Annotated in this window: 24 protein-coding genes; 11 read left to right on the top strand and 13 right to left on the bottom strand. The window is 70.0% G+C overall.

Going from position 1 to position 23,023, the window contains the following annotated elements:
* Positions 1–217 precede the first annotated feature (217 nt).
* Positions 218–376, top strand: coding sequence for a hypothetical protein (locus tag ACRQ4B_RS06555; protein WP_439693883.1), 159 nt, complete (start codon positions 218–220; stop codon positions 374–376).
* A gap of 144 nt (positions 377–520) precedes the next feature.
* On the opposite strand, the gene ACRQ4B_RS06550 is transcribed toward ACRQ4B_RS06555, so the two are convergent.
* The 4 genes from ACRQ4B_RS06550 to ACRQ4B_RS06535 form a co-directional block, all read right to left on the bottom strand.
* Positions 521–2,845, bottom strand: a complete 2,325-nt coding sequence (locus tag ACRQ4B_RS06550) for a beta-glucosidase (RefSeq protein WP_439694363.1) — start codon at positions 2,843–2,845, stop codon at positions 521–523.
* A 119-nt stretch (positions 2,846–2,964) separates the two neighbouring features.
* The gene (locus tag ACRQ4B_RS06545) at positions 2,965–3,846 is read right to left on the bottom strand and encodes a carbohydrate ABC transporter permease (RefSeq protein WP_439693882.1); all 882 of its coding nucleotides are present in this window, start codon (positions 3,844–3,846) and stop codon (positions 2,965–2,967) included.
* Positions 3,843–4,859 (bottom strand): carbohydrate ABC transporter permease, encoded by a 1,017-nt coding sequence (locus ACRQ4B_RS06540; protein ID WP_439693881.1) that lies wholly within the window; start codon positions 4,857–4,859, stop codon positions 3,843–3,845. Before ACRQ4B_RS06540 ends, ACRQ4B_RS06545 begins: the two co-directional genes overlap by 4 nt.
* 3 nt (positions 4,860–4,862) lie before the next feature.
* Positions 4,863–6,164, bottom strand: coding sequence for an ABC transporter substrate-binding protein (locus ACRQ4B_RS06535; protein ID WP_439693880.1), 1,302 nt, complete (start codon positions 6,162–6,164; stop codon positions 4,863–4,865).
* A gap of 152 nt (positions 6,165–6,316) precedes the next feature.
* Between ACRQ4B_RS06535 and ACRQ4B_RS06530 the strand changes: the two genes are divergently transcribed.
* Positions 6,317–7,357, top strand: coding sequence for a LacI family DNA-binding transcriptional regulator (locus ACRQ4B_RS06530; RefSeq protein WP_439693879.1), 1,041 nt, complete (start codon positions 6,317–6,319; stop codon positions 7,355–7,357).
* A gap of 109 nt (positions 7,358–7,466) precedes the next feature.
* Here ACRQ4B_RS06530 and ACRQ4B_RS06525 read toward each other — a convergent pair whose 3' ends face one another.
* A complete protein-coding gene (locus tag ACRQ4B_RS06525) occupies positions 7,467–8,444 on the bottom strand; it encodes a helix-turn-helix transcriptional regulator (protein WP_439693878.1) in 978 nt (325 codons plus the stop codon).
* A 121-nt stretch (positions 8,445–8,565) separates the two neighbouring features.
* Between ACRQ4B_RS06525 and ACRQ4B_RS06520 the strand changes: the two genes are divergently transcribed.
* Together ACRQ4B_RS06520 and ACRQ4B_RS06515 are read left to right on the top strand one after the other, a co-directional pair.
* Positions 8,566–9,012, top strand: coding sequence for a MarR family winged helix-turn-helix transcriptional regulator (locus ACRQ4B_RS06520; protein ID WP_439693877.1), 447 nt, complete (start codon positions 8,566–8,568; stop codon positions 9,010–9,012).
* Positions 9,013–9,170: 158 nt separating this feature from the next.
* Complete coding sequence (locus ACRQ4B_RS06515; protein WP_439693876.1) at positions 9,171–9,326, top strand: hypothetical protein; 156 nt, start codon at positions 9,171–9,173, stop codon at positions 9,324–9,326.
* Between the two features lie 69 nt (positions 9,327–9,395).
* Here ACRQ4B_RS06515 and ACRQ4B_RS06510 read toward each other — a convergent pair whose 3' ends face one another.
* The 4 genes from ACRQ4B_RS06510 to ACRQ4B_RS06495 form a co-directional block, all read right to left on the bottom strand.
* The gene (locus ACRQ4B_RS06510; protein ID WP_439693875.1) at positions 9,396–10,244 is read right to left on the bottom strand and encodes a carbohydrate ABC transporter permease; all 849 of its coding nucleotides are present in this window, start codon (positions 10,242–10,244) and stop codon (positions 9,396–9,398) included.
* Positions 10,244–11,215: a carbohydrate ABC transporter permease gene (locus tag ACRQ4B_RS06505; RefSeq protein ID WP_439693874.1), complete on the bottom strand. Its 972-nt coding sequence runs from the start codon at positions 11,213–11,215 to the stop codon at positions 10,244–10,246. Before ACRQ4B_RS06505 ends, ACRQ4B_RS06510 begins: the two co-directional genes overlap by 1 nt.
* Positions 11,212–12,531 carry an ABC transporter substrate-binding protein gene (locus ACRQ4B_RS06500; protein WP_439693873.1) on the bottom strand — a complete coding sequence of 440 codons (1,320 nt, stop codon included), beginning with the start codon at positions 12,529–12,531 and terminating at the stop codon, positions 11,212–11,214. Before ACRQ4B_RS06500 ends, ACRQ4B_RS06505 begins: the two co-directional genes overlap by 4 nt.
* A 377-nt stretch (positions 12,532–12,908) precedes the next feature.
* Positions 12,909–13,928: a LacI family DNA-binding transcriptional regulator gene (locus ACRQ4B_RS06495; RefSeq protein ID WP_439693872.1), complete on the bottom strand. Its 1,020-nt coding sequence runs from the start codon at positions 13,926–13,928 to the stop codon at positions 12,909–12,911.
* Positions 13,929–14,081: 153 nt separating this feature from the next.
* On the opposite strand from ACRQ4B_RS06495, the gene ACRQ4B_RS06490 reads away from it, so the two are divergent.
* From ACRQ4B_RS06490 to ACRQ4B_RS06470, 5 genes are all read left to right on the top strand, one after another.
* On the top strand, positions 14,082–15,314 hold the full coding sequence (locus tag ACRQ4B_RS06490) for a sugar ABC transporter substrate-binding protein (RefSeq protein ID WP_439693871.1): 1,233 nt from the start codon (positions 14,082–14,084) through the stop codon (positions 15,312–15,314).
* A 140-nt stretch (positions 15,315–15,454) separates the two neighbouring features.
* Positions 15,455–16,327, top strand: a complete 873-nt coding sequence (locus ACRQ4B_RS06485) for a carbohydrate ABC transporter permease (protein ID WP_439694362.1) — start codon at positions 15,455–15,457, stop codon at positions 16,325–16,327.
* Entirely contained in the window at positions 16,324–17,214 is an 891-nt protein-coding gene (locus tag ACRQ4B_RS06480; RefSeq protein WP_439693870.1) for a carbohydrate ABC transporter permease, read from the top strand. Before ACRQ4B_RS06485 ends, ACRQ4B_RS06480 begins: the two co-directional genes overlap by 4 nt.
* A gap of 56 nt (positions 17,215–17,270) precedes the next feature.
* Complete coding sequence (locus tag ACRQ4B_RS06475) at positions 17,271–18,101, top strand: ThuA domain-containing protein (protein ID WP_439693869.1); 831 nt, start codon at positions 17,271–17,273, stop codon at positions 18,099–18,101.
* A gap of 35 nt (positions 18,102–18,136) precedes the next feature.
* Positions 18,137–19,204 carry a Gfo/Idh/MocA family protein gene (locus ACRQ4B_RS06470; RefSeq protein WP_439694361.1) on the top strand — a complete coding sequence of 356 codons (1,068 nt, stop codon included), beginning with the start codon at positions 18,137–18,139 and terminating at the stop codon, positions 19,202–19,204.
* Between the two features lie 180 nt (positions 19,205–19,384).
* On the opposite strand, the gene ACRQ4B_RS06465 is transcribed toward ACRQ4B_RS06470, so the two are convergent.
* Together ACRQ4B_RS06465 and ACRQ4B_RS06460 are read right to left on the bottom strand one after the other, a co-directional pair.
* Positions 19,385–19,597 carry a hypothetical protein gene (locus ACRQ4B_RS06465; RefSeq protein ID WP_439693868.1) on the bottom strand — a complete coding sequence of 71 codons (213 nt, stop codon included), beginning with the start codon at positions 19,595–19,597 and terminating at the stop codon, positions 19,385–19,387.
* Positions 19,598–19,750: 153 nt separating this feature from the next.
* Entirely contained in the window at positions 19,751–20,227 is a 477-nt protein-coding gene (locus tag ACRQ4B_RS06460) for a GNAT family N-acetyltransferase (protein ID WP_439693867.1), read from the bottom strand.
* A gap of 245 nt (positions 20,228–20,472) precedes the next feature.
* Between ACRQ4B_RS06460 and ACRQ4B_RS06455 the strand changes: the two genes are divergently transcribed.
* Together ACRQ4B_RS06455 and ACRQ4B_RS06450 are read left to right on the top strand one after the other, a co-directional pair.
* Positions 20,473–20,985, top strand: a complete 513-nt coding sequence (locus ACRQ4B_RS06455) for a hypothetical protein (protein ID WP_439693866.1) — start codon at positions 20,473–20,475, stop codon at positions 20,983–20,985.
* 178 nt (positions 20,986–21,163) lie between these two features.
* The gene (locus ACRQ4B_RS06450; protein ID WP_439693865.1) at positions 21,164–21,334 is read left to right on the top strand and encodes a hypothetical protein; all 171 of its coding nucleotides are present in this window, start codon (positions 21,164–21,166) and stop codon (positions 21,332–21,334) included.
* A gap of 63 nt (positions 21,335–21,397) precedes the next feature.
* On the opposite strand, the gene ACRQ4B_RS06445 is transcribed toward ACRQ4B_RS06450, so the two are convergent.
* Positions 21,398–22,090, bottom strand: a complete 693-nt coding sequence (locus tag ACRQ4B_RS06445) for a hypothetical protein (RefSeq protein ID WP_439693864.1) — start codon at positions 22,088–22,090, stop codon at positions 21,398–21,400.
* 26 nt (positions 22,091–22,116) lie between these two features.
* Complete coding sequence (locus tag ACRQ4B_RS06440) at positions 22,117–22,827, bottom strand: hypothetical protein (RefSeq protein ID WP_439693863.1); 711 nt, start codon at positions 22,825–22,827, stop codon at positions 22,117–22,119.
* Positions 22,828–23,023: the final 196 nt, after the last annotated feature.

Here is a 23,023-nt window from a genome sequence, read left to right as displayed (position 1 = left end):
CAACACGGCCGAGTCGGGTCGTACCGCGCGACCACACGGCGGACTGGAGGCGCGGGGCGGGCCCGCCCCGCGCCTCCAGTCCGCCGCGCCTCGGCCGAGGTGAACGACCTCTCATCTCGTTCTCCTTGCCCGCACCCGCGGGCGAGGCGCATGGTTGGCAGGGTCGCGACGCCGCGAGAACGCCCGATCCTGCAGCGCAGCCGAGGAGCCGTGAACCATGCCACCACGACCACCCCTGTCACGACGCGAGCGCCTGACGGAAGCGAACTTCGTCGCCGTCTCCTGGGTCGTCGTCGCGGTCGCTCACGTGATCGCCTTCGCCGTGGCACTGGGTGACCTCGTCACCGGGACGGGCCGACCCCGCCGGCGTCGGTGACCACGGACGCTCGCGTGACCCGACCCCTCACGGTGCCCGTCGACACGCACCGCTTCGTGAGCAGGAACCGTCGGGTCGTTCGTACGGACCCGACGATTCCTGCTCACGAAGCGCGACGGGCCCGGCCCGCGCCGCGAGCGCGCGTCACGACACCGTCCACGTGACGATGCGGGGGTCGGACGGCCGCACCTCGTGCACCGGACCGGTGACCCGGACCACCGCGCGCGACGTGGCGGCGCCGGGGACGGGCTCGGGACCGGACCCGCTGCCCACCGCGACGATGCCGCCGGGGTCCGCCGCGCCTCCCGGCCGGGACGCAGCGGCGTGCGCGGCGACCCACACCTCGACGTCACCCGGCTCGACGACCTTCCGCAGGTCGCGACCGGTGAACGCGAACCGCTGCGCGGGCACGTCGAACCGCACCCGGACGGACTCCCCCGGGTCCAGGGCGACGCGTGCGTAGCCGAGGAGCTGGGCGAGCGGGCGGGTGACGGAGCCCTGCACGTCGTGCCCGTACAGCTGGACGACGTCCTCACCCGCTCGTCCCCCGGTGTTCCGGACCGTCACCGACACCGTGAACACGCCGTCGCTGTCGACGGTCCGATCGGTGTCGAGGTCCTCGTACGCGAAGGACGTGTAGCCGAGTCCGAAGCCGAACGGCCGCACGGGCGTGGAGTCGGCGGCCGTCACGTCGGACGGCCCGCCGAGGCGCGGGTGCAGGTACGTGTACGGCTGCGCACCGGCGGCGCGGGGCAGCGAGACCGGGAGCCGACCCGACGGCGCGGTGACGCCGGTGAGCAGGTCCGCGATCGCGGGGCCGCCCTCCTCGCCGGGGAAGAACGCCTGCACGACGGCGGCCGGTCGGTGTCCCGGCCCGTCGAGCGCCCACCCGATCGCGTACGGCCGGCCGGTCAGCAGCACCACCACGGTGGGTGTGCCGGTGGCGACGACCGCCTCGACGAGTGCGCGCTGGACGCCGGGCAGGTCGAGGGACGCCGTGTCGTTGCCCTCGCCGACGGTGCCGCGGCCGAACAGCCCGGCCTGGTCGCCGACGACGACCACGGCGACGTCGGCGGCCCGCGCGGCCGTGACGGCCTCGTCGATGCCGTCGGTGTCGGTGCCGCTCACGGTGCAGCCGGCGGCGAACCGGACGGCATCGGCGCCGAGCGCCTCGACGAGCGCCTCGCGCACGGTCGGGATCGCGAACCCGAGGGGCAGGCCGGGGTGCGACGCGAGGACGTGGTTCGCGAACGAGTAGCACCCCTGCAGGGCCTCGGCACGGTCGGCGTTCGGGCCGAGGACGGCGATCGAGGTGCCGAGTGCCAGGGGCAGGACCGGCTCGGGGCCGTCGTTCGAGAGCAGCACGAGGGACCGTGCCGCCAGCTCGCGGGCCAGCGCCCGGTGCCGGGGTGTGTCCAGGTCGACGTCGGTCGGGGGCGCGTCCTCGTAGACGTCCGGGTCGAGCAGCCCGAGTCGCTCCTTCTGCCGGAGGACCCGGAGGACGGCACGGTCGACGACCGCCTCGTCGAGCAGTCCGGCACGGACCCGGTCCACGAGCGGCGCGAGGTACGCGTCACCGGTGGGTAGCTCGACGTCGACGCCGGCCTCGAGTGCGAGCGCCGCCGCCTCACCGCGATCCGCAGCGACACCGTGCATCACCTCGAGGAACGCCACCGAGAAGTAGTCCGCCACGACGGTGCCGTCGAACCCGAGCCGGCCCCGCAGCAGGTCGGTGAGCAGCGCACGGTCGGCCGCGACCGGGACGCCGTCGACCTCGGCGTAGGAGTTCATGACGCTCCGTGCACCGCCATCGCGCAACGCCATCTCGAACGGCGGCAGGAAGACGTCGGCGACCTCGCGTGGACCGGCGTGCACGGGGGCGTGGTTCCGTCCCGCCTGCGAGGCCGAGTACCCGAGGAAGTGCTTGAGGGTCGCGTCCACGCCGGCGGACTGCAGCCCCCGGACGTACGCGGTCCCCACGGTGCCGACCAGGTACGGGTCCTCGCCGATGCACTCGTCGACGCGTCCCCACCGCGGGTCGCGCACCACGTCGAGGACCGGCGCGAGGCCCTGGTGCACACCGAGCTGCCGCATCGACGCGCCGATCACGGCGCCGACGCGTTCGACGAGGTCCGGGTCGAACGCGGCACCCCAGGCGAGCGGCGTGGGGAAGGTCGCGGCCTTCCAGGCGGCGAGGCCGGTGAGGCACTCCTCGTGCACGAGCGCCGGGATCCCCAGGCGGGTCTCGCGCTTGAGTCGCCGCTGCTCGGACCACAGCCAGGCGGCGCGTTCGTCGGGTTCGACGGGGCGGGTGCCGTACACGCGGGTGAACTGCCCGAGGCCGTGGCGGGTGGTGTCGGCGAGGGTGCGATCGCCGTCGTCCGTCATCTCGCCCTGCATGGGCGCGACGACGCCGTCCTGGTCGAGCCAGTACCCGACGAGCTGCGCGGACTTCTCCTCGAGCGTCATCGCGGCGAGCAGGGCGGTGGCGCGGTCGGGTGGCGCTCCGGTCAGCGACGTGGTCGCGGCCGTCGTCCCGTCCTGGAGGCGCGGTGCGGCTCCGACGGAACGGGTCGCGTCCGCCGTCGTCACCCCTTCACCGCCCCGGTCAGGCCGCCGACGATGCGCTTCTGGAAGATCGCGAAGAACACGAGCGCCGGGATCATCGACAGCGACGTGAACGCCAGCACGCGTGCGGTGTCGACCGAGTACTGCGACGCGAACGCCTGCACCCCGAGCGGCAGCGTGTAGGTCGACGCGTCGTTGAGGATGAACAACGGCAGCAGGTAGCTGTTCCAGCTGCCGATGAACGCGAGGATGCCGACGGTCACGACTCCGGGCAGCGACAGCGGGACGACCATCCTGAAGAAGAAGCCGAGCTTGCTGGCGCCGTCGATGGCGGCGGCCTCCTCGAGCTCGTCGGGGATGGCTCGGAGGAACGGCACCAGGATGATCACCGTCGTGGGCAGTGCGAACGCGATCTGCGGCAGGATCACCCCGGCCAGGCTGTTCGTCAGCCCGAGGTCCTTCACGAGCAGGTAGAGCGGTGTGATCGCGACGGTGATCGGGAACATCAGGCCCGCGGCGAACAGCGAGTAGAGCGCGCCGCTGCCCCGGAACCGGTACCGGGCGAGGACGAAGCTCACCATCAGGCCGAGCACGACGACGCCGACCGTGGTGGTGACGCCGGCGATCACGCTGTTGCCGAGCTGCTGCCAGAAGACGCCGCTCGTCAGGACGTTGACGTAGTTGCCGATCTGCCACGGGTTCGGCAGGCCGGCCGGGCTCGCGGTGATCTGCGCGTTCGTGCGGAACCCGCCGAGCACGATGTACGCGACCGGGCCGATGCACACGGCGATGAACAGCAGCGCGATGAAGTACGTACCGAGGTTGCGCTCGCGCCGGACGGGACCGTCGCTCGGGCGCTTCCCACGGCGACGCGGCGCGACGATCGATGCGGTGGCGGTCATCGTGTGGCCTTCTCGGTCAGGGCGCCGGCGGTGTCGCGACGCAGGACGAACCGCTGGTAGACGAGGGCGACGACCAGCGAGATGAGGAAGATCACCACGGCGACGGCGTTGCCGTACCCGTAGTTGCCGGACAGTCGGCCGTTGCCGACCATGTAGGTCGCCATCGTCGAGGTGCCGGCGGTGGAGGCGATGTACTGCCCCCAGATGATGTACACGAGGTCGAACAGCTGGAGCGACCCGATGATCGACAGGAACGCCCAGATCCGCAGCGTCGGACCGAGCAGCGGCAGCGTGATGCGGCGCTGGATCTGCCAGTAGCTCGCGCCGTCGAGCTGCGCAGCCTCGAACAACTCCTCGGGGATGCTCTGCAGGCCGGCGAGGAACAGGATCACCGCGAAGCCGATGTACTTCCACGAGATGATCCCCAGGAGGGTCCACAGCGCGATGTCGGGGTTCGACAGCCAGTCGGCGCGCAGGGCGCCGAGCCCGATCGACTGCAGCAGGTCGTTGACGGCGCCGCTCGACTGGAGCATGAGGCTCCAGCCGGTGCCGACGATGACCTCGGAGATGACGTAGGGCAGGAAGATGAGGACGCGGATGAGCCCGCGGCCGCGGATGCGCTGGTTGAGCAGCAGCGCGAGGATGATCGCGATCGGCCCCTGCACGACGAGCGACCCGATGACGATGAAGAGGTTGTGCCAGAGCACCGCCCGGAAGTCCGGGTCGGTGAAGATGACCGTGTAGTTCTGCAGGCCGACGAAGTCGACCGGGGCGCCGTACCCCTGCCACTTGTAGAAGCCGTAGTAGGCGGCGAGCGCGACGGGCAGGATGACGAACCCGACGAACATGATGACCGCCGGGCCGGCGAGGACGGCGATCTCGACGCGGGTACGGACGTCGGCGCCCGAGCGGGCCCGGCGGGCCGGGGCCGACGGCGAACCGTCGGCCCCGCCCGTGCGACGCCCCGTCCCGGACCGCGCCTCGTTCGAGCGCGGTGCGACGGAGGTGGTCATGCGTCAGCCCTTCGCCGCGGCCTGGTCGACGGTCGACACGATGTCCGAGACGGACCCCTTGCCGGCGAGCAGGTTGACGACGCTGGTGTTGAGCGCGTTGCCGACGTTCTGGCCGTAGAGCGTGTCCAGGTAGTTCGACACGAACGGGGCGTTGTTGTACGCCTCGAGCACGGTCTTCAGGTACGGCTCCGTGACGACCGACTGGGCCGACTGGTTCGCCGGGATCGAGTTGAACGCCTTGTAGTAGTTCTCCTGCACGGTCTTCTGCGTGACGAAGTTGAGGAAGTCGGTGCAGGCCGGCTTCGGTGCCTTCGCGGAGCAGGAGAGGCCGCCGACCGCACCCATCATCGAGCCGGGCGCGCCCTTGCCGCCGGAGACCTCCGGGAACGGGAAGAACCCGAGGTCGGACAGCGGCTTGCCGTCCGGGGTGAGGGAGGAGATCACGCCCGGGTCCCAGGCACCCATGAGCTCCATCGCGGCCTTGTGGTTGGCGATGAGGCCGGCCGAGCTGCCCGCGCCCTGCTGGGCGGAAGTGGTCAGGTAGCCGTCGTTGAACGGTTCGGTGTCGAAGAACGCCTTCGTGTCCTCACCCGCCTGCTTCCAGCACGAATTCGAGAACTTGAGGTCCTGCGCCGTCTTGGTCAGCACGCTCGAGGGGCAGGCACGCAGGGCGAAGTTGTAGTACCAGTGCGCGGCCGGCCAGGCGTCCTTCGCGCCGACGGCGACGGGCGCGATGCCCGCTCCCTTGAGCTTCGTGATGTCGGCGTTCAGCTCGTCCATCGTGGTGGGGGTGTCGGTGATGCCGGCCTTCTGGAACAGGTCCTTGCTGTACCAGATGCCCTCGGGGTCGACGTTGGTCGGCATCGCCCAGGTCTTGCCGTTCAGCTCGAAGGACTTGAACGACCCCTTGCTGATCTCGCTCGTCGCGTTCTTGCCGATCGCGTCGGAGATGTCCAGGACCTGGCCGGCGTTCACCATCGCGGCCATCTTGCCGCCGCCGCGCTGCATGAAGACGTCCGGGGCGGAGTTCGAGTTGAGGGCGGTCTGGAGCTTGCCGTCGAAGTCCTCGTTCTGGATCGCCTGGAGGTTGATCGTGACGTTCGGGTTCTTCTTCTCGAAGTCCTTGACCGTGGTCTCCCAGAAGGCCTTGCCGGGTCCGGTCGTGGAGTTGTGCCAGAAGGTCATCGTGACCTTGCCGCCGTCGCCTCCGCTGGCTGCGTTGCCGCCCGCTGAGCAGCCCGCGGCCACCAGTGCTGTCGCCCCGATCAGCGCGATGGCTGCCGCGGCACGGATCTTCCTCGTCATCGTGGAACTCCTCGTGTCGTCGTTGACATGCAGCGACATCCGTCTGCCGCTGCGGAGAGCATGCCTGGTAGCCACGAGGGTTGTCAATCGATATCGATAACGTTTTCGAAACCGATTCCGATCCCGATCCCGGACGGCGGTACGGTGAGCACATGGACTCGGCCCTCGGTACGCGTCCCGGCGCCGGCCGGGTGACGATCGCCGACGTGGCACGCGCCGCCGGCGTCTCGATCCCGACGGTCTCGAAGGTGATCAACCAACGCGACGGGGTCGCCCCCGCGACGATCGTGCGCGTCCAACAGGTCGTGGAGCAGCTCGGCTACGAGACGTCCCTCGTGGCGCGGAGCCTGCGGAGCTCCCGCACCGGGGTGATCGGCATCCTGGTCACCGAGTTCGAACCGTTCTCGACCGAGCTCCTCCGCGGGATCTCCAGCGCGACCACGGGGACCGGGTACGAGCTCCTCGCGTACGCCGGGCTCATGACGGGTGCCGACCGACCCGGTTGGGAACGCCGGTCGCTGTCCCGTCTGTCCGGCACGCTGATCGACGGCGCGATCGTGGTCACCCCCACGACGGCGCTGTCGAGTTCGTCGATCCCGGTCGTCGCGATCGACCCGCACACCGGTCCCGAGGGGCACGCCACCGTGGACGCCGACAACGAGGGCGGTGCCGTCGACGCGGTCGAACACCTCCTCGCCCTCGGGCACACCCGGATCGCACACCTGCGGGGGCGCCCCGACCTCGCGTCCGCCCAGCTGCGTGAGGCCGGGTACCGTCGCGCCCTCACCGCCGCCGGCATCCCGGTGGACGAAGCACTGGTCCGGGACGGCGGCTACCAGGAGGACCAGTCGGCCGTCGCGGCACAGGCGCTCCTGGCGACACCGGACCGACCGACCGCCGTCTTCGCCGCCAACGACTCCTCCGCCGTCGGCGTGCTCCGGGCCGCCGCCGCGCTGGGACTCCGCGTGCCGGAGGACCTGTCGGTCGTGGGCTTCGACGACGTGCCGCAGGCATCGACCACGAGCCCACCGTTGACGACGGTCGCGCAGCCCCTCGCCGACCTGGGCGCACGCGCGGTGGACATGCTGCTCACGATGCTCCGCGGCGAGCCGACCTCGGACCACCTCCGGCTGCCGACCATCCTGCGGGTCCGCGCGAGCACGGCGCCGGCGCCCCGGACACCGATCCGGTGAGCAGGAATCGTCGGGTCCGCGCGGGCGACCCGACGGTTTCTGCTCACGGAACACACGAACGGACGCGCGAAGCACGAGCGCCGCACGAGCGGGGACGCACGAGCCCCGCTCAGCGCCGCAGCGTCTGCTTCGGGTACTCCCCGAACCGCTCGACGTACGCCGCCGAGAACCGCCCGAGGTGCGCGAACCCCCACCGGCGCGCCACGTCCCCGACCGCACCGGCCTGCGGGTCCTCGTCGAGGAGCTCTTCCCGGACGTGGTCGAGCCGCACGTGCCGCAGGTAGGTCAGCGGCGACACGTCGAACACCCGGCGGAACGACTCCTGCACGGACCGCACGCTCAACCCGGACGCCGCCGCGAGGTCGCTGATCGTCACGGGTTCGGCAGCGTGGTCGCGCACGTACTGCACCGCGGCACGGAGTCGGGCGTTCCGCGGCTGCCGGAGCACGGCGGGCAGCTCGTCGACCACGGGTGGGAACAGGTCGAGGAACACCTCGACGACGGCGGCCTTCGCTCCGCGCCAGGCGGCGGACTCGGGCCCGCCGATGCGGAGGGCGCGTCCGAGTGCGGTCAGGGCGGTCTGCCACCGACGGGCGCCGTCGGGTCCGGGGAGCCGCTCGACGTCGAAGCGCAGCGCCAGGTCGCCGGTCGCGCCCCGTGCCGCGGCGATCCGCCGGACGAACGCGCGGTCGAGGTGCACGAGCCGCTGGTCGTGGTCCGCCGCCCGGAACGAGAAGTCCTCGTCCGGCGGGAAGAGCACGGGGGTCTCGAGCGGGAGTGCGTACCGCCCGCCCGGCAGCTCGACCTCGGTGCTGCCGAGGCTCATCCAGGTGACGACGTAGTCGCCGCCGGCCGGCACGACGCCGTGGATCGCGCCCCGCATCTGCGACCGACGGATCGTGACCTCGTCGTCGCCGAGCGCGGTGTACCGGTAGTCGAAGTCGCCGTCGGTCGGCGATGCACCCCACCGGTCGCCCGCGTAGACGCCGCCGAGGTCGCGGACGGCATGCTCCGGCCGACGACCGGAGAACTCGAGGCGCACCGTCGTGGGCGGCACCACGACGTCGACGGACGGCCACTCAGCCACGCGGACCCCGGCGCATCGAGCCTGTCCACATCCCGCGCCCGCGCTCGTTATCTGGATACGCTGGCGGAACGGCCGCGGCGCGCCGTGAGGCCGGGGCGATCCGCAACGAGGGGGCGACCACGTGGGTGAGATCGAGCTGACCGCCGCCGTCACGCGACTCGAGGCCGCGATGGCAGCGCTGCGCGGCCGACTCCGTGACCGCCTGGGGGTGTCCGGGTCGGACCTGACCGTCCTGCAGTTCGTGGCGCGTGCCGGAGCCGCCGACCGGAAGGTCCGGGTGAAGGACCTCGCATCGCACCTCGGACTCAGCGGTCCCGCCGTCACCGGCACCGTCGACCGACTCGAACGAGCGGGACGCCTGTGCCGCGTGCCGAACCCGGAGGACGGCCGGAGCCGGTTCATCGAACTGACCCCGGAGTCCGAGCGGGCCTACGCCGCGGCGATGGACAGCACGAACGAGCACCTGCACGAGCTCCTGTCCTCCTTCTCCGAGCGCGAGAGCGCGAAGTACGTCCGGGTCATCGACCGCGTCATCGAGGCGCTCGAGTTCGGCGCCCCGTCCACCTGACGGCAGAGTACGGGCGGAGCCGAACCCACCCCGAACGTTTGTCCGCCAAGCGCTGTTGGGTCACTTCCCGACCTATCCCGCCGGACGGGACCGACCGTCACCCGTACCGTCTGCATGGGGTCCCCCGACCGGGGGGACCGTGATCACGGGGTGGAACCATGGGCAACTACGAGTCCCAGCAGGGCGTGGACCCGGTGCGGATCGACACCTTCCGCTCGATGCGCAAGCGCTGGAAGCACGGCGAGCAACAGGACGCCGTCGCCGTCTACGACGACTTCTTCACGGACACCGCGCGCGACCCACGGCGCGGCTGACGCACGCGTCGACGGACGGGAGGCGCGGGACGGCTCCGTCCCGCGCCTCCCGTCCGTCGCGGATCGCCCCTACCCCTTCACCGCGCCCGACGTCAGGCCCGAGACGATGGAGCGGCGGAACACCAGCACCAGGATGACGATCGGCACCGTCGCAGCCACGCTCGCCGCGAAGATCTGCGCGAAGGGCACCGTGAACTGCGTGCCGAAGAGCGCGATCCCCACCGGGATGGTCCGGAAGGAGTTCTCGCTGTTGAACGTCAGCGCCATCAGGAACTCGCTCCACGAAGCCGTGAAGGTGAACACCCCGACCGTGAAGAGTCCGGGCTTCGCCATCGGCAGGATCACCGACAGGACCGTCCGCCACGCGCCGGCGCCGTCGATCTCGGACGCCTCCTCGATCGTCGACGGGATCCCCTGCAGGTAGTTCCGCATGATCCAGATCGCGAACGGCAGGTTGAACGCCACGTACGGCACGATGAGCCCCGGGTACGAGTTGAGCAGCCCGAGGTTGCGTTCGAGCAGGTACAGCGGGGTGAGGACCGCGATCGCCGGGAACACCGACAGCATGAGCAACGACGTCATGATGGCCGTGCGACCCCGGATGAAGCGGCCGGCCAACGCGTAGCCGGCGAGGAACGCCAGGGCGAGCACGATCACGGTCGTCGACACGGACACGATGACGCTGTTCACCATGTACTGCCCGAGGGCGTTGTCGCGGAAGGCCACCACGAAGTTGTCGAAGGTGACCGCCCGCGGGAACGCCGTCGGCGGCGACTGCCCGATCTCGGACGCCGGCTTCAGCGACGTCGAGACGAGCCAGTACAGCGGCAGCGCGGTGAGCACCGCGATGACCACACCACTGACGTTGACGGTGTTGACCCACTTCCGCCAACCCTTGCGCACACGCTGACGGGGCATCAGTCGTCCCCTCCCTTCGCCTGGTTCCGGAACGCCCGGAGGAACAGCAGACACCCCGCCGCGACGATCACCGCGGTGGAGGTCGCGATCGCCGCGCCCGGACCGATGTTGATGTCCTGGAAGAGCACCTTGTAGCCCATGATCGCGAGCGACTGCGTGGCGGTGCCCGGTCCGCCGTTCGTCAGGACGAACGGCAGGTCGAACACGCCGAACGCCTGCAGGATGCGGAACAGGACGGCGATCGTCAGCGTCGGCGTGAGCTGCGGCAGCACCACGCGCCAGAACGTCTGCCAGGTGCTGGCGCCGTCGAGCTCGGCGGCCTCGTAGTGGTCCTCCGAGATCTGCACCAGCCCGGCGAGCAGGATGATCGCGACGAACGGCGTCGTCTTCCAGATGTCCGCGACCATCAGCCCGGTGATCGCGGGGACCGGTTCCCCGAGGATCACCGGGGCGTCACCGAACAGGCCGAAGAACCACGTCGCGACGCCGTAGGTGGAGTCGTAGACGTACTTCCAGAGCTGCGCGTTGACGATCGTCACGAGCGACCACGGGACGAGCATGAGCGCGAGCATCCAGCCGCGGGTGGCTCCGAGTCGTTCGAGCACCAGGGCGACGAGCATGCCGAGCACGAGCTCCACCGACACCGTCACCACCGTGTACAGCACCGTGAAGCCGAGCGCCCGGTACCAGTCCGCGCTCTGCAGCAGCGCCGCGTAGTTGCCGAGTCCGAACGACTGGATGGCGAACCCCTCGTAGCCGACCTCGACGTCCGCGAAGCTCAGGACGACCGAGTACACGACCGGGAAGATCGTGACCGCCGCCACGACCAGCAGCGCCGGGGCCGCGAAGCCCCACGCACCCCGCGCGCGGATGCGGTCGAGCCGCGACCGCCCGGTCAGGCGAGGCGGCGGATCGACACGACCCGTGCCTCCGGGCCGGGTCTGCTGCCGCGTCGCGGTGCCGGCGCTCACAGCGCCTCACCCTGCAGGGCGAGCGCGATGGCGGAGGCCATCGTGCTCGTGCCGCCGTCCACGGAGGCCTGTCCGCCGAGGATGCTGTTGCCGTTCTGGTAGACGCCCTGCGAGACCTTCGGGTAGTACGCCGTCGAGGTCGGGCGGGGCACGAGCGTGATGCCGGCCGCCGTGTCGTACGTCGGGCGCTGCTGGCGCTTGGCGTCCGCGCTGACGAGCGACGCCGACCGGGCCGGCAGGACACCGCCCTCGCGCGTGAGGAACTGCTGCGCCGTCTCGCTCGACATCCACCGCGCGAAGGTCAGTGCCGCCGCGGGCTGCTGCGTGTGCGGGTTGATGTAGTTGCCCCAGCCGCCGATCGTCGAGTGGTGCTCGTCCTGTCCGTCGAACGTCGGGCGCGCGGCGAGTCCGACCTTGCCGGCGACCCGGCTGTCCGGGCCGTTCGCGATGCCCCACGCGTACGACCAGTTGCGGAGGAACGCCGCCCGGCCGCCGGAGAACGCGTCGTTGGTGTCCTGCTCCTGGTACGTCAGCGTCGCCCGCGGGCTCGCACCGTCGGTGATGAGCGAGCGCATGAACTCGAACGCACGCTTCGTCTCGGAGCTCGTCGTCTCGGGCTTCGTCAGGTCGTCGTTGAGCAGGGACCCGCCGGCGTCCGCGACGAACTCGGTGACGTTGCAGGTGAGCCCCTCGTAGACGTCGCCCTGGAACGCGAACCCGTACGAGACGTCGCCGGTGTCGACCAGCTTGGCGGCGGTCTCGCGGACCTCTTCCCACGAGGCGGGCACCTGGAAGCCGTGCTTGTCGAGCAGGTCCTTGCGGTACAGGAAGAACGACTCGTCGATGTAGAGCGGGAACATGTAGTAGGTGCCGTCCACGCTGGCCGCCTGCCGGAGTCCCTCCGGGAACTGCTCGAAGAAGTCCGCACCGACGAGCCGGTTCACCGGGGTCGCCAGCTTGTTCTTCGCGAACTGCCCGGGCCAGGCCACGTCGCCGAGGTACACGTCCGGGGTGCTGCTGCCGGCGGCGATCTGCGTGGTGAGGCTCGTCCGGTTCGTGTCGGTGTCGCTCGGGGCGCTGACGATGCGCACCCGGATGTTCGGGTGCTCCTTCCGGAACTCGGCGATGAGTCGCCGCCGCAGGTCGCCGCCGTCCTTCGACGCGACCTGGCCGGCCCACCAGCTGATCGTGACGTCACCCTCGGGTGGATCGGTGGGCCAGTCCGCCACCCGCGTGCGCTCGGGCCGGGTGGAGCAACCGGCGAGCAGCAGCACCCCCGCTCCCCCGAGCAGGAACAGTCTCCGGTCGATGGCCATCCGTCCTCCTCGACGTGTGGTGCTGCGAACCTGTACATCTACACAACCAACGCTCCCTGGGTGCCCGGTGGATGCGGCCGGACGGGAGGCGCGGTGCGGGCCCGCCCCGTGCCTCCCGTCCGGTGGGCGGCCGGCCGCGTCGCGAGCGCGGCCCGGGTCTCGGGGTGGGCGACGGTCCTCGGGGGCGCGGCCGCGAGATCGGTCGCCACGGCCGAGTCTCGCGGGCACGGAGCCTCCCGGCCGCGGCGGCGGCGCGGCGGCGGCAGCGGCAGCCGCGGCGGCGGCAGCCGCGGCGGCGGCAGCCGCGGCGGCGGCAGCCGCGGCGGCGGCAGCCGCGGCGGCGGCAGCCGCGGCGGCGGCAGCCGCGGCGGCCGCCGTCAGACGGTCGGGGCGGGCCCCGTCGACTCGGCGGGCCGGAGCGTGCAGGGCAGGAGGAAGTGCGGCAGGTCGTCGGACGACCCGACGAGCTGGTCGATGAGCGCGTCGGCGGCGCGGGTCCCGAGGGCGCGGCCCGGCGCCACCATCGTCGACAGGCGCGGGTAGTGCTGGTCGGCATTCGCCTCGGACGACGCGATGCTCAGCACCGAGACGTCCTCGGGGACCCGCCGTCCGGCCGCGTACAGGCCGACGAGGAGTCCGGCGGACGAGTCGTCCTTCATGACGAGCACCGCCGTCACCCCGGGGTCGGCCGCCAGCAGTTCGCTCGCCGCGGTCCGGCCGCCTTCGCTGCCGGGCCCCGCCGTGACGACGAGTCCCCCGAGCCCCCGGTCCGCCGTCACCTGCCGGAAGGTGGCCTCGGCGCGCAGGTGCGGCGCGTAGCCGGCCATCGGGGTGCCCTCGAGGTCCTCCAGCACGAGCGCGAACCGACGGTGCCCGAGCGACTGCAGGTGGTCGATGCTCGACTCGATGGTGGTCTCGAAGTCGATGTCGACGAACGGCAGCCCGCTGCTGTCCCGGGTGCGGCCGATGAGGGTGAACGGGACGTCGAGTGCGGTGAGGACGGCGACGCGGGGGTCGTCCATCCGCACCTCCATGAGGATCACGCCGTCGACGAGTCCACCGGAGACGAGGTCGTCGAGGTCGTCGCCCGCCGGGTCGACCGGCCAGAGCACGAGGTGGTGTCCGCGTTCGGAGGCCCGCTCGGCGGCGCTCATGAAGAACTCCGAGGTGGTTGGGCTGAAGCGGTTCCCCGTGGTCGGGAAGAGCAGCGCGATGATCCGGGTGCGCCGGCTCGCAAGGGCACGCGCGACGACGTTGCCGCGGAACTTCAGCTCGCGCATGGCCGCCTGCACCCGCGCGGTCGTCGCCGGGGTGACGTACTTCGTGCCGTTCACGACGAAGGACACCGTGGCGATCGACACCCCCGCCCGATCGGCGACCTGCTGCATCGTGGCCATGCCGCTCAGCCTAGCGTCCGGGTTGCGAAAAAAGCGCTTTACAGGTGAAGCGCTTTTCTGTTAGCTTCTCGCCCCAGGAGCACAGCGACGATGACGTCAGCGGACTCGTCGGTGCACGCTCACCCCTGCATCCGTCAAGAGAAGAGCTCTGCAATGAAGCAAAGATTCCCCTCCCCGTCGCGCCGGACCCGGGCCCTCGTCGGCGCGGTCGCCGTCCTCGCCACGATCCCGCTCGTCCTCACCGGGTGCTCCGGTTCCGGATCGGCCTCCTCCGGCGGGGGCAAGGCCCTGACGATCGAGGACTACTACGACGCCTCGTACAACCCCGTCTACAAGCAGTGCGCGAAGCAGGTCGACGCGACCGTCACGATCAACCACGTCGCCGGCGCGGGCCTGATCTCGAAGGTGCTGCAGCAGGCATCGTCGCGGACCCTGCCCGACGTGCTCATGCTCGACAACCCCGACGTGCAGCAGATCGCGTCCTCGGGCGCCCTCTCCGACCTCAGCGACTACGGCCTCAGCGCCGAGGGCGACGTCCCCGGTGTGAAGGCCGCGAGCACCTACAAGGGCAAGCTCTACGGTCTGCAGTCGAACACGAACTCCATCGCGCTCTACTACAACAAGAAGCTGCTCGCCGACGCGGGCGTGCAGCCGCCGAAGACGTGGGACGAGCTGAAGGCCGCCGCGAAGAAGCTCACGAGCGGGTCCACCTACGGCTTCGCGATGAGCAACATCAACACCTACGAGGGGACCTGGCAGTTCCTGCCGTTCTTCTGGTCGAACGGTGGTGACGAGAAGGACATCGCGACGCCGCAGGCAGCGCAGGCCCTGCAGCTCGTCGAGGACCTGCAGAGCGACGGCTCGCTGTCGAAGAGCTCGATCAACTGGGCCCAGGCCGACGTGAACAACCAGTTCCTCGCCGGCAAGGCCGCGATGATGATCAACGGTCCGTGGCAGCTGCCGGCCCTGAACGCGAAGAAGGGCCTGGAGTTCGACAGCGTGCCGATCCCGACCCGCACCGGCTCGGAGACCGTCGCACCGCTCGGCGGCGAGGCGTTCACCGTCCCGCAGACCGGCGACAAGGACAAGATGCAGCTCGCCGCCAAGTTCGTCGGTTGCCTGCACTCGCAGAAGACGCAGAAGGCCCTCGCCGAGGTGAGCGGCAACGTGCCGACCAACCTCGAGGCCGGCGCCGCGTGGGCGTCCGACCACCCGCAGGTGGCCTCGTTCGTCACGACGGTGAAGACCGCCCGCGCCCGCACCGGTGAGCTCGGACCGGACTGGCCCAAGGCCGCGACGAAGATCTACACCGCCGTCCAGCTCGCCCTGACGGGCAAGGCCGACCCCGAGGCAGCGCTCGAGCAGGCGCAGTCCCAGAACCAGTAGTGCACGAGGGAGCCGGCCACCCGGCCGGCTCCCTCTCCCCCTACGGAAGGAGCGGTCCCGGCATGAGCGCCACGACACAGACCCGACCACGGACCCAGGCGTCCGTCCCACCACCCCGCCCCGGCCAGCGCCGCGCACGCATGCGCACCGGGATCACCCGATGGCTCTTCGTCATCCCGGCCGCGCTGTTCGTGGCCGTGTTCTTCGGCTACCCCGTCGTCAAGAACATCGTGATGTCCTTCCAGGACTACACGACCAAGACCTTCTTCACGGGCGAGGCCCCGTGGGTCGGGCTCGGGAACTACATCGCCGTGTTCGAGAGCTCGGTGTTCACGACCAGCGTCGTGAACACCGCCCTGTTCACCGCGGGGTCGATCGTCCTGCAGTTCGTGATCGGGCTCGGGCTCGCCCTGTTCTTCCGGCGGCACTTCCCGCTGTCGGGCTTCCTGCGCGGACTCCTGCTGCTGCCGTGGCTGCTCCCGCTCATCGCGTCCAGCGCAGTGTGGAAGTGGCTGCTCGACCAGGACAGCGGCGCCCTGAACCAGCTGCTCGGCCTGGTCGGCATCGCCCCGGTGCCGTGGCTCGTCAGCCCGAGCCTCGCCCTCATCGCGGTCATCGGCGTGAACGTCTGGCTCGGCATCCCGTTCAACACGACGATCCTGTACAGCGGCCTGCAGTCCGTGCCGCCGGAGCTCTACGAGGCGGGAGCGCTCGACGGCGCCACCGGGTTCAAGGCGTTCTGGTACATCACCTGGCCGAGCATCCGGTCGGTGGTGAGCGTCGTGATCGTCCTCGGGGTGGTCTACACGCTGAAGGTCGTGGACATCATCCTCGGCCTGACCGGAGGCGGCCCGGCGAACTCCACCCAGACGCTCGCCACGAACGCCTACCACCAGTCGTTCATCAACTTCCAGTTCGGCATCGGAGCCGCCGTGAGCAACGTGCTCATCGTCGTCTCGTTCGTCTTCGCGATGGTCTACATCGCGATCTCCAGGAAGGCGGTCGACGAATGAGCGTCGGACTCGCGAACCAGACCGTCACCGCCACCCGTTCGATCACCACCGAACGGAAGGCCCGGGCTCCTCGCCCGACCCGGAACGTCAAGGGCATCCCGCTCACGATCCTGGGTTGCCTGTTCCTCGCCGTCATGGTGTTCCCCGTCTACTGGATGGTGAACACCAGCCTGCAGTCGACGTCCGGCGCCGCCACCGCGACGTGGTTCCCGTTCTCCCCCACGTTCCGCGGCTACGAGGCGGCGTTCGCGCAGCAGGGCCAGAACTTCCTGTCGAGCATGATCATCGGCCTCGGCACGGTGGTGCTGACGCTCGCGATCGCGACGCCGGCCGCGTACGGGCTCGCCCGCTTCCGGATGCGCGGGACACGGGTCTTCCTGCTCGTGCTGCTCATCACGCAGATGATCCCGGCCATCGTCATCGCCAACGCCCTCTACACGCTGTTCAACAACGTCGGGCTGCTGAACAGCTACGTCGGGCTGATCCTCGCCGACAGCGCCGTCCAGGTCCCGTTCGCCGTGCTGCTCATGCGGGCGTTCATGGAGTCGATCCCGCCGAGCCTGGTCGAAGCGGCACTCGTCGACGGGGCGAACGACTTCCGGGCGTTCGTGTCGATCGTCCTCCCGATCAGCCGGAACGCCATCGTCACCGCGGCGCTGTTCACCTTCCTCGGCGCCTGGGGCGACTTCCTCATCGCCCTCACCCTGACGTCGACCACCGCGGTGCGCCCGATCACGCTCGGCATCTACAACTACATCGGGTCGAACGTCACCGACTGGGGTCCGGTGATGGCGACCTCCGTCCTCGCGTCCCTCCCCGCCGCCGTGCTCCTCATCGTCGCCCAGCGCTACATCTCCGCCGGCGCGCTCGGTGGTGCCGTCAAGTGACGACGCCCACCGACCACGAGCACCGCGACCCCACGAATCAGCCAGAAAGGCACACCATGACCACCACCCCGCTCCGCATCACCGTCTGGGGCGAGAACGTCCACGAGCAGGTCGAGCAGCACGTCGCCGAGCGGTACCCGGACGGCATGCACGGCGCCATCGCCGACGGGATCCGCGAGAACCTGCCGGAGGCCGTCGTCCGCACCGCCACGATGCAGGAACCCGAGCACGGGCTGACCGACGAGGTCCTCGCCGAGACGGACGTCCTCACCTGGTGGGGGCACGCCGCGCACCAGGACGTCGACGACGCCGTGGTCGACCGGGTGCACAAGCACGTGCTCTCCGGCATGGGCCTCGTGGTGCTGCACTCCGGCCACTGGTCGAAGATCTTCGGCAAGCTCATGGGCACGACCTGCACGCTCCGGTGGCGCAGCGAGCACGACCAGGAACTCGTCTGGACCGTCAACCCGCAGCACCCCATCACGCGCGGCGTCCCGAACCCTATCGTCATCCCCGAGCAGGAGATGTACGGCGAGTACTTCGACGTCCCGACCCCCGACGAGCTCGTGTTCATCTCGGGCTTCACCGGCGGCGAGGTGTTCCGGAGCGGCATGACGTACCGCCGCGGGCTCGGCAGGATCTTCTACTTCTCCCCCGGTGACCAGGACTTCCCCGTGTACCACCACAAGGACGTCCGCCGGGTGATCGCGAACGCCGCCGAGTGGGCCCGGCCGGAGCGCGAGCGGGAGATCCCGACCCTCCGCCGCTACGACCTCGGCGAGTACTTCGACGGCCAGCACTACCGCGGCCCGTTCGACGACGCCCCCGTGGACGAGCCGGCGGACCAGCCCGTGGACGAGCACGTCGAAGCCGGGGCACAGGCGTGACCCCCCTCCGCGTCGTCCAGGTCGGCGCCGGCGGGATGGGGCGGGCGTGGCTCGCCACCGCCGCCGCCGACCCGGACGTCGAGCTCGTCGGGATCGTCGACCTCGACCTCGACGCCGCCCGGGCCGGAGCCGGCGTCGCGGGCGATCCGTCGATCCCCGTCGGCACCGACCTGACCGCGCTGCTCGCCGACACGGGCGCCGAGGCCGTCCTCGACATCACCGTGCCGGTCGCCCACCACCCGGTCACGATGGAGGCGCTGCGCGCGGGGCTCCCCGTGCTCGGCGAGAAGCCCGCGGCGCAGACGGTCGCCGAGGCCCTCTCGCTCGCCGCGGCCGCCGAGGCCACCGGTCAGCTGTTCATGGTGTCCCAGTCGCGCCGGTACAACGACCACCTGGTCGCCTTCCGCCAGCACGTCCGCGGCCTCGGCGCCGTCGGCGGCCTGAGCACACGGTTCGCTAAGGCCCCGCACTTCGGTGGCTTCCGCGAGGAGATGGACGACGTCCTGCTGCTCGACATGGCGATCCACGCGTTCGACTCCGCCCGGTACGTGCTCGAACGGGACCCGGTGTCGGTGTACTGCGAGTCCTGGAACCCGTCGTGGTCCTGGTACCGCGGCGACGCGGCGGCGACGGCGGTCTTCGCGTTTGAGGACGACGTCCGCTATGTGTACGACGGTTCGTGGTGCGCGCCCGGGGCCGAGACATCGTGGAACGGCGACTGGCGGGCGTCCGGTGCCGCCGGCACCGCACTGTGGGACGGCGACCACGACCCGTGGAGCGACCTCGACGGCACGCCGGGGAGGCCCGCGGCAGCCCCGAGCGTGGGGAGCGAGATCGCCGGGTCGCTCGCCTCGTTCGTGCGGGCGGTCCGCTCCGGCGACACCCCGGACGGCGAGGTGCACGGCAACGTCATGAGCCTGACGATGGTGGACGCCGCGATCGCCTCGGCACGGTCCGGTCGACGCATCGTCATCGACGAGGTGCTCGAACAGGCGCACGCCACCGCGCTCGAGGCGGAGCGGGACACCGAGGTCCGGGAGCGCCTCGCCTCCTGGGAGTCGGTGCGGAGCGCGCTGGGGGCGCACGCGCCCGCGGGGGCCTGACACCGCCCGCTGCGCGCGACGCGCGCGCCGCTGGGCTCCGCGAAGTCGCGGACAACGCGACCGACGGGCAGACGGGAGGCACGGTGCGGGCATGCACCGTGCCTCCCGTCCGCCGTGCACGCGCGTCCACCCCACGTGCCGCTGACTCCCGCTTCGTGATGCGAACCCTCCGCCCGGAGCTCAGCGACTCCCGCCGAGTTCGTCCGCAGGGACGGCGAGCGCGCGGACGGAGATCGACCACGCGACGGTGCAGGCGATCGCGATCAGGAGGACCGCGCTGACGAGCCCGGTCCCCACGTCGAGGCCGCCTCGTGCGTGCGGGACGGCGACCCAGTCGGCGAACGACGCACCGATGGGTCGTGTGAGGACGTAGGCGGTCCAGAACGCGCTCACCGCGGACCATCGATGTGCGACAGGGTTGGCTCCAGAGCAGGGCCGTAGGAGTCCGAAGCCCCCGCGAGTACCCCTGGGCCCACTGGAAGACCAGCCATCGGGACGTCCTGGACGAGTCGGGCGGGCCGTCGAACACGGCCCGCCCGACTGCAATCAAAGCGCCCGGGCGTAGTCGACGGTTGGATACGGGACGAAGCCAAGGGATTCGTACAAGGCCCGTGCCGGCGCATGGAACTCGTCGCCACCGGTCCCGATGTGCACCACCGTGACGCCGAGTTGTTCGAGCCTGGTCAGCGCAGCCGAGCAGAGCGCTCGGGCGATTCCACGACGGCGAGCGTCCGGGTGGACAGCAACCATCTCAAGCCGGCCGGAGGACTCGCCTGTGGTGTTCCAACCGACGTATCCCAGGGGTCTACCGTGCTCCTCGGCGAGCGTGATGAATCGACCTTCGTCGGGAGCGAGCAGCGACGGGACCTCACGGCGGTAGTCGTCTTCCCAGCGCCCATGGTCGTGCTCGGTCACTTCAGGTCGGAGCTGTGTGAGCGAACCGGCGAGGAGCGGTCGGAAGGTCTCTATCGTCAACTCGATGAGCGTCGGCAGATCGAGCGGTGTGCAGTCGCGGATGTGCATGGGTGTGCTTCTCTCGTGAGCGGTCTGAAGGCTCCACGCCCGTGGTCCGGGGTGGAGGTGCGCGGCGGCCGGAGCCGTCCCTTCAGGAGCGCGTACGCCAGCTCGCGAAGCAGTCCATGCGCACACAGTACCCAGCGGGGCCAGGTCACGGAAGAAGCGCGGTGCAGCGCGTCCTGACTGCCGATCGCGCAGCGAAGCGCATCGCTAGTCTCGGTAGCTCGGACAGTGATGGAAGGATCCCGACGATGCGACCACTGATCCTCTCGGGCGGCCCGGCAGTCGGGAAGACGACTTGCGCTCGGGCCCTCGCGGTCGCCCACGAGCGAGCCGCGTACATCGACGGCGACGACATCCGTCAGCTCGTCGTCAGTGGAGCCGCAACGCTGTGGTCTGGTCCGGAAGGTCAGGCGCAACACGAGCTGGCTGCCCGCAACGTGACAGACCTCGCGCGGAGCTTCCTCGCCGACGGTTTCGCCGTCACAGCATCCGACGTAGTGACCTCGGAGGTTCTGCCCGTGTACCGCGCGCAGCTGCCGGAATGCTTCATCGTGCACCTACTAATCAGCCTCGACGAAGCCCGCGCACGAGCGACTACCCGCCCGGTGTACATCACGGACCAAGAGTTCGACCTGCTGCACCGGGTCACCGCCACTCCTCCCGCGGTAGACCTCGTCATCGACGTGACGGACATGACCGTAGAGGAGCAGATCGGCGCGATACGCGACGCCTGGGCGCAAGCCACGCTTGCCGACCGGTAGCCGATCCGGACCCGAACGCTTCGCCGTCTTCGCCGTGCCCTCATCATCGCGGGACAACGCCCGGTCCGACAGCGGACGAGTGACCTGCCCGATGATGGCGACGAACGCCCAAAGTCGATCCTGCGCGGGTGCAATGCATACCCGTAGACTGGTCGGTACCAACTCGGTTTGGAGTCGTATGTTCTCGTTCCTGATTCCCGTCGTGCTCGTGATCGTGGCACTGCTGATCGTGTTCGCGATCGCTGGGTCGATGCGGAAGTCTCCCCTCCAGGAGCAGCAAGACGCGCAGGCACGCGCCCGCCGTGAGCAGCGGCGCGCCGACCGCGCGGCGCGCCGCGAGCAGGCCTGACCCCACCCCCGAACGACGAACGAGGGCGACACCGTATGGTGTCGCCCTCGTCATGTGCGCTGCTCAGTAGTTCGTGACGTACGCCTTGGACTTGTTGACGCGGAGCGAGATGTACAGATCCTCGGACTGCACCCCCGTGTCGAAGTACGCATGACCGGTCGCATACGCCTCGAGAGATCCGTCGACAGCCTTCCGCTTGATCGCGAGGCTCTTGTTCGAGACCGAGCCGTAGTGCGCCGTCACGTACAGCGGCTGGGTGACGGAGTCGATCTGGGCACCACCGGTGTAGCGCTCGTACGACGCCTTGAACCACAGGTCGTAGGTGCCGGTGGAGTACTCGACCTTGCAGCCGGTCTCGACGACGTAGCCACCACCGTTGGACTCCTTGCACCCCGTGATCGCTTGCGGGCTGACCGTTCCGGCGGCGGCGTGCGCGCCACGCTCAACCGTCGACACGGACACGGAGCCGTCCTTGAACGTCGAAACGGTGACTGCGTTCGTGCCGACGGACTCGTCGTGTGTCGAGACGGGCACGAAGCCCGGCTTGTCCGAGTCGAGCAGCTTGCCCGACGCGACCTTCGCGACCAGAGCGTCCTGCGTCGACTGCGACGCACCGTGTTCAGCAAGGAACGTCCGCAGGTACGAGTAGTCCTGCGTGTCTGCTGCGTTCGCCGGTGAGGCCGTCGCCGGTACCAACACCGCTGCTACCGCCAACGCCGCGAGCCCAACACTCCAACCGATCCGCTTCGAATTCATCGTGCGCTCCTTCTTCCCCATGCCGATCATGACCAGCCGCTCTTCGTGGTGTAGGCCTTGTCGCCGCCGACCTTGAAGTACATGACGGCCGTGAACGAGGTCGACTTCGAGTTGTACTGTGTGGTCAACTTCGCGTACGCCGGCCCCGACGAGTTCTCCTGCGACCGCGGGATCGTCACCGACGGCGTCGTCGCCGTGCCGCCGGACGCGGCCTGGTACGACGTGCTGTGGTCGACGATCTTGTCGCCGACGCCCTGGACGATGTCGTAGGTGACGTGGAAGCCCATCGTCAGGATCCCGTTCGACTCCTCAGCCGCACAGTTGTGGTAGACGGTGTCGTAATGCGACGACGTCGTCCCACTGCACGCCCCGACCGCCATGATCGTCGCACCCCCAGCGGGCGTCACCTTCGGTACTTCCACGGAAGACACATCCACCGAGCCGTCCGCATAGGTGCGGACCGTCTCCTGCTGGGTGCCGACCCGCTGCGTCCGCTCCGATACCGGGTCGACACCCGACTTCATCGAGTCCAGCAACGAGCCCTTCTGGAACTTCGACCACAACGCGTCGGCGGTGGACGATGGCACGTTGTACTTGGCGTACCACTGCTCGAACTGCGCCTGCCCATCCGACGTAGCCGCCTGCGCAGTCGACGCCGCTCCGACGACCAGCGGCACCGCCATCAGCAACGCAGCACCCGCCATCACGGTGCGACGAGATCTGAACTGTGTTTTCATGTTGCTCCCCATCCGTCCCGTCCCCCGGGACACTCACCCAGACTTTCACCGACGTCGAAGTTGCACAGTCCACCAAACATGCGACTTGCCAGTGCACCAGCCGTCACTAGAATTAGTACAAGAGCTGAACAAAAACACAGCCAGTCAGCCAGTGCCTCTTCGCTCGTCGTGCGGGCACTCTCGCCGAACCGCCCGC

Origin of the sequence: Curtobacterium sp. SP.BCo, from assembly GCF_051903265.1 — a bacterium.
Taxonomy (GTDB): domain Bacteria; phylum Actinomycetota; class Actinomycetes; order Actinomycetales; family Microbacteriaceae; genus Curtobacterium.
The sequence above is the reverse complement of the archived record's forward strand: the minus strand, read 5'-3'. Positions and strand labels throughout refer to the sequence as shown.

Bases quoted from the DNA above. Each gene is read 5' to 3' on its own strand.
- ACRQ4B_RS06555 (WP_439693883.1), top strand. From the start codon at position 218: ATGCCACCACGACCACCCCTGTCACGACGCGAGCGCCTGACGGAAGCG.
- ACRQ4B_RS06550 (WP_439694363.1), bottom strand. From the start codon at position 2,845: ATGACGCTCGAGGAGAAGTCCGCGCAGCTCGTCGGGTACTGGCTCGAC.
- ACRQ4B_RS06545 (WP_439693882.1), bottom strand. From the start codon at position 3,846: ATGACCGCCACCGCATCGATCGTCGCGCCGCGTCGCCGTGGGAAGCGC.
- ACRQ4B_RS06540 (WP_439693881.1), bottom strand. From the start codon at position 4,859: ATGACCACCTCCGTCGCACCGCGCTCGAACGAGGCGCGGTCCGGGACG.
- ACRQ4B_RS06535 (WP_439693880.1), bottom strand. From the start codon at position 6,164: ATGACGAGGAAGATCCGTGCCGCGGCAGCCATCGCGCTGATCGGGGCG.
- ACRQ4B_RS06530 (WP_439693879.1), top strand. From the start codon at position 6,317: ATGGACTCGGCCCTCGGTACGCGTCCCGGCGCCGGCCGGGTGACGATC.
- ACRQ4B_RS06515 (WP_439693876.1), top strand. From the start codon at position 9,171: ATGGGCAACTACGAGTCCCAGCAGGGCGTGGACCCGGTGCGGATCGAC.
- ACRQ4B_RS06510 (WP_439693875.1), bottom strand. From the start codon at position 10,244: ATGCCCCGTCAGCGTGTGCGCAAGGGTTGGCGGAAGTGGGTCAACACC.
- ACRQ4B_RS06500 (WP_439693873.1), bottom strand. From the start codon at position 12,531: ATGGCCATCGACCGGAGACTGTTCCTGCTCGGGGGAGCGGGGGTGCTG.
- ACRQ4B_RS06495 (WP_439693872.1), bottom strand. From the start codon at position 13,928: ATGGCCACGATGCAGCAGGTCGCCGATCGGGCGGGGGTGTCGATCGCC.
- ACRQ4B_RS06490 (WP_439693871.1), top strand. From the start codon at position 14,082: ATGAAGCAAAGATTCCCCTCCCCGTCGCGCCGGACCCGGGCCCTCGTC.
- ACRQ4B_RS06485 (WP_439694362.1), top strand. From the start codon at position 15,455: ATGCGCACCGGGATCACCCGATGGCTCTTCGTCATCCCGGCCGCGCTG.
- ACRQ4B_RS06480 (WP_439693870.1), top strand. From the start codon at position 16,324: ATGAGCGTCGGACTCGCGAACCAGACCGTCACCGCCACCCGTTCGATC.
- ACRQ4B_RS06475 (WP_439693869.1), top strand. From the start codon at position 17,271: ATGACCACCACCCCGCTCCGCATCACCGTCTGGGGCGAGAACGTCCAC.
- ACRQ4B_RS06470 (WP_439694361.1), top strand. From the start codon at position 18,137: ATGGGGCGGGCGTGGCTCGCCACCGCCGCCGCCGACCCGGACGTCGAG.
- ACRQ4B_RS06460 (WP_439693867.1), bottom strand. From the start codon at position 20,227: ATGCACATCCGCGACTGCACACCGCTCGATCTGCCGACGCTCATCGAG.
- ACRQ4B_RS06455 (WP_439693866.1), top strand. From the start codon at position 20,473: ATGCGACCACTGATCCTCTCGGGCGGCCCGGCAGTCGGGAAGACGACT.
- ACRQ4B_RS06450 (WP_439693865.1), top strand. From the start codon at position 21,164: ATGTTCTCGTTCCTGATTCCCGTCGTGCTCGTGATCGTGGCACTGCTG.
- ACRQ4B_RS06445 (WP_439693864.1), bottom strand. From the start codon at position 22,090: ATGAATTCGAAGCGGATCGGTTGGAGTGTTGGGCTCGCGGCGTTGGCG.
- ACRQ4B_RS06440 (WP_439693863.1), bottom strand. From the start codon at position 22,827: ATGAAAACACAGTTCAGATCTCGTCGCACCGTGATGGCGGGTGCTGCG.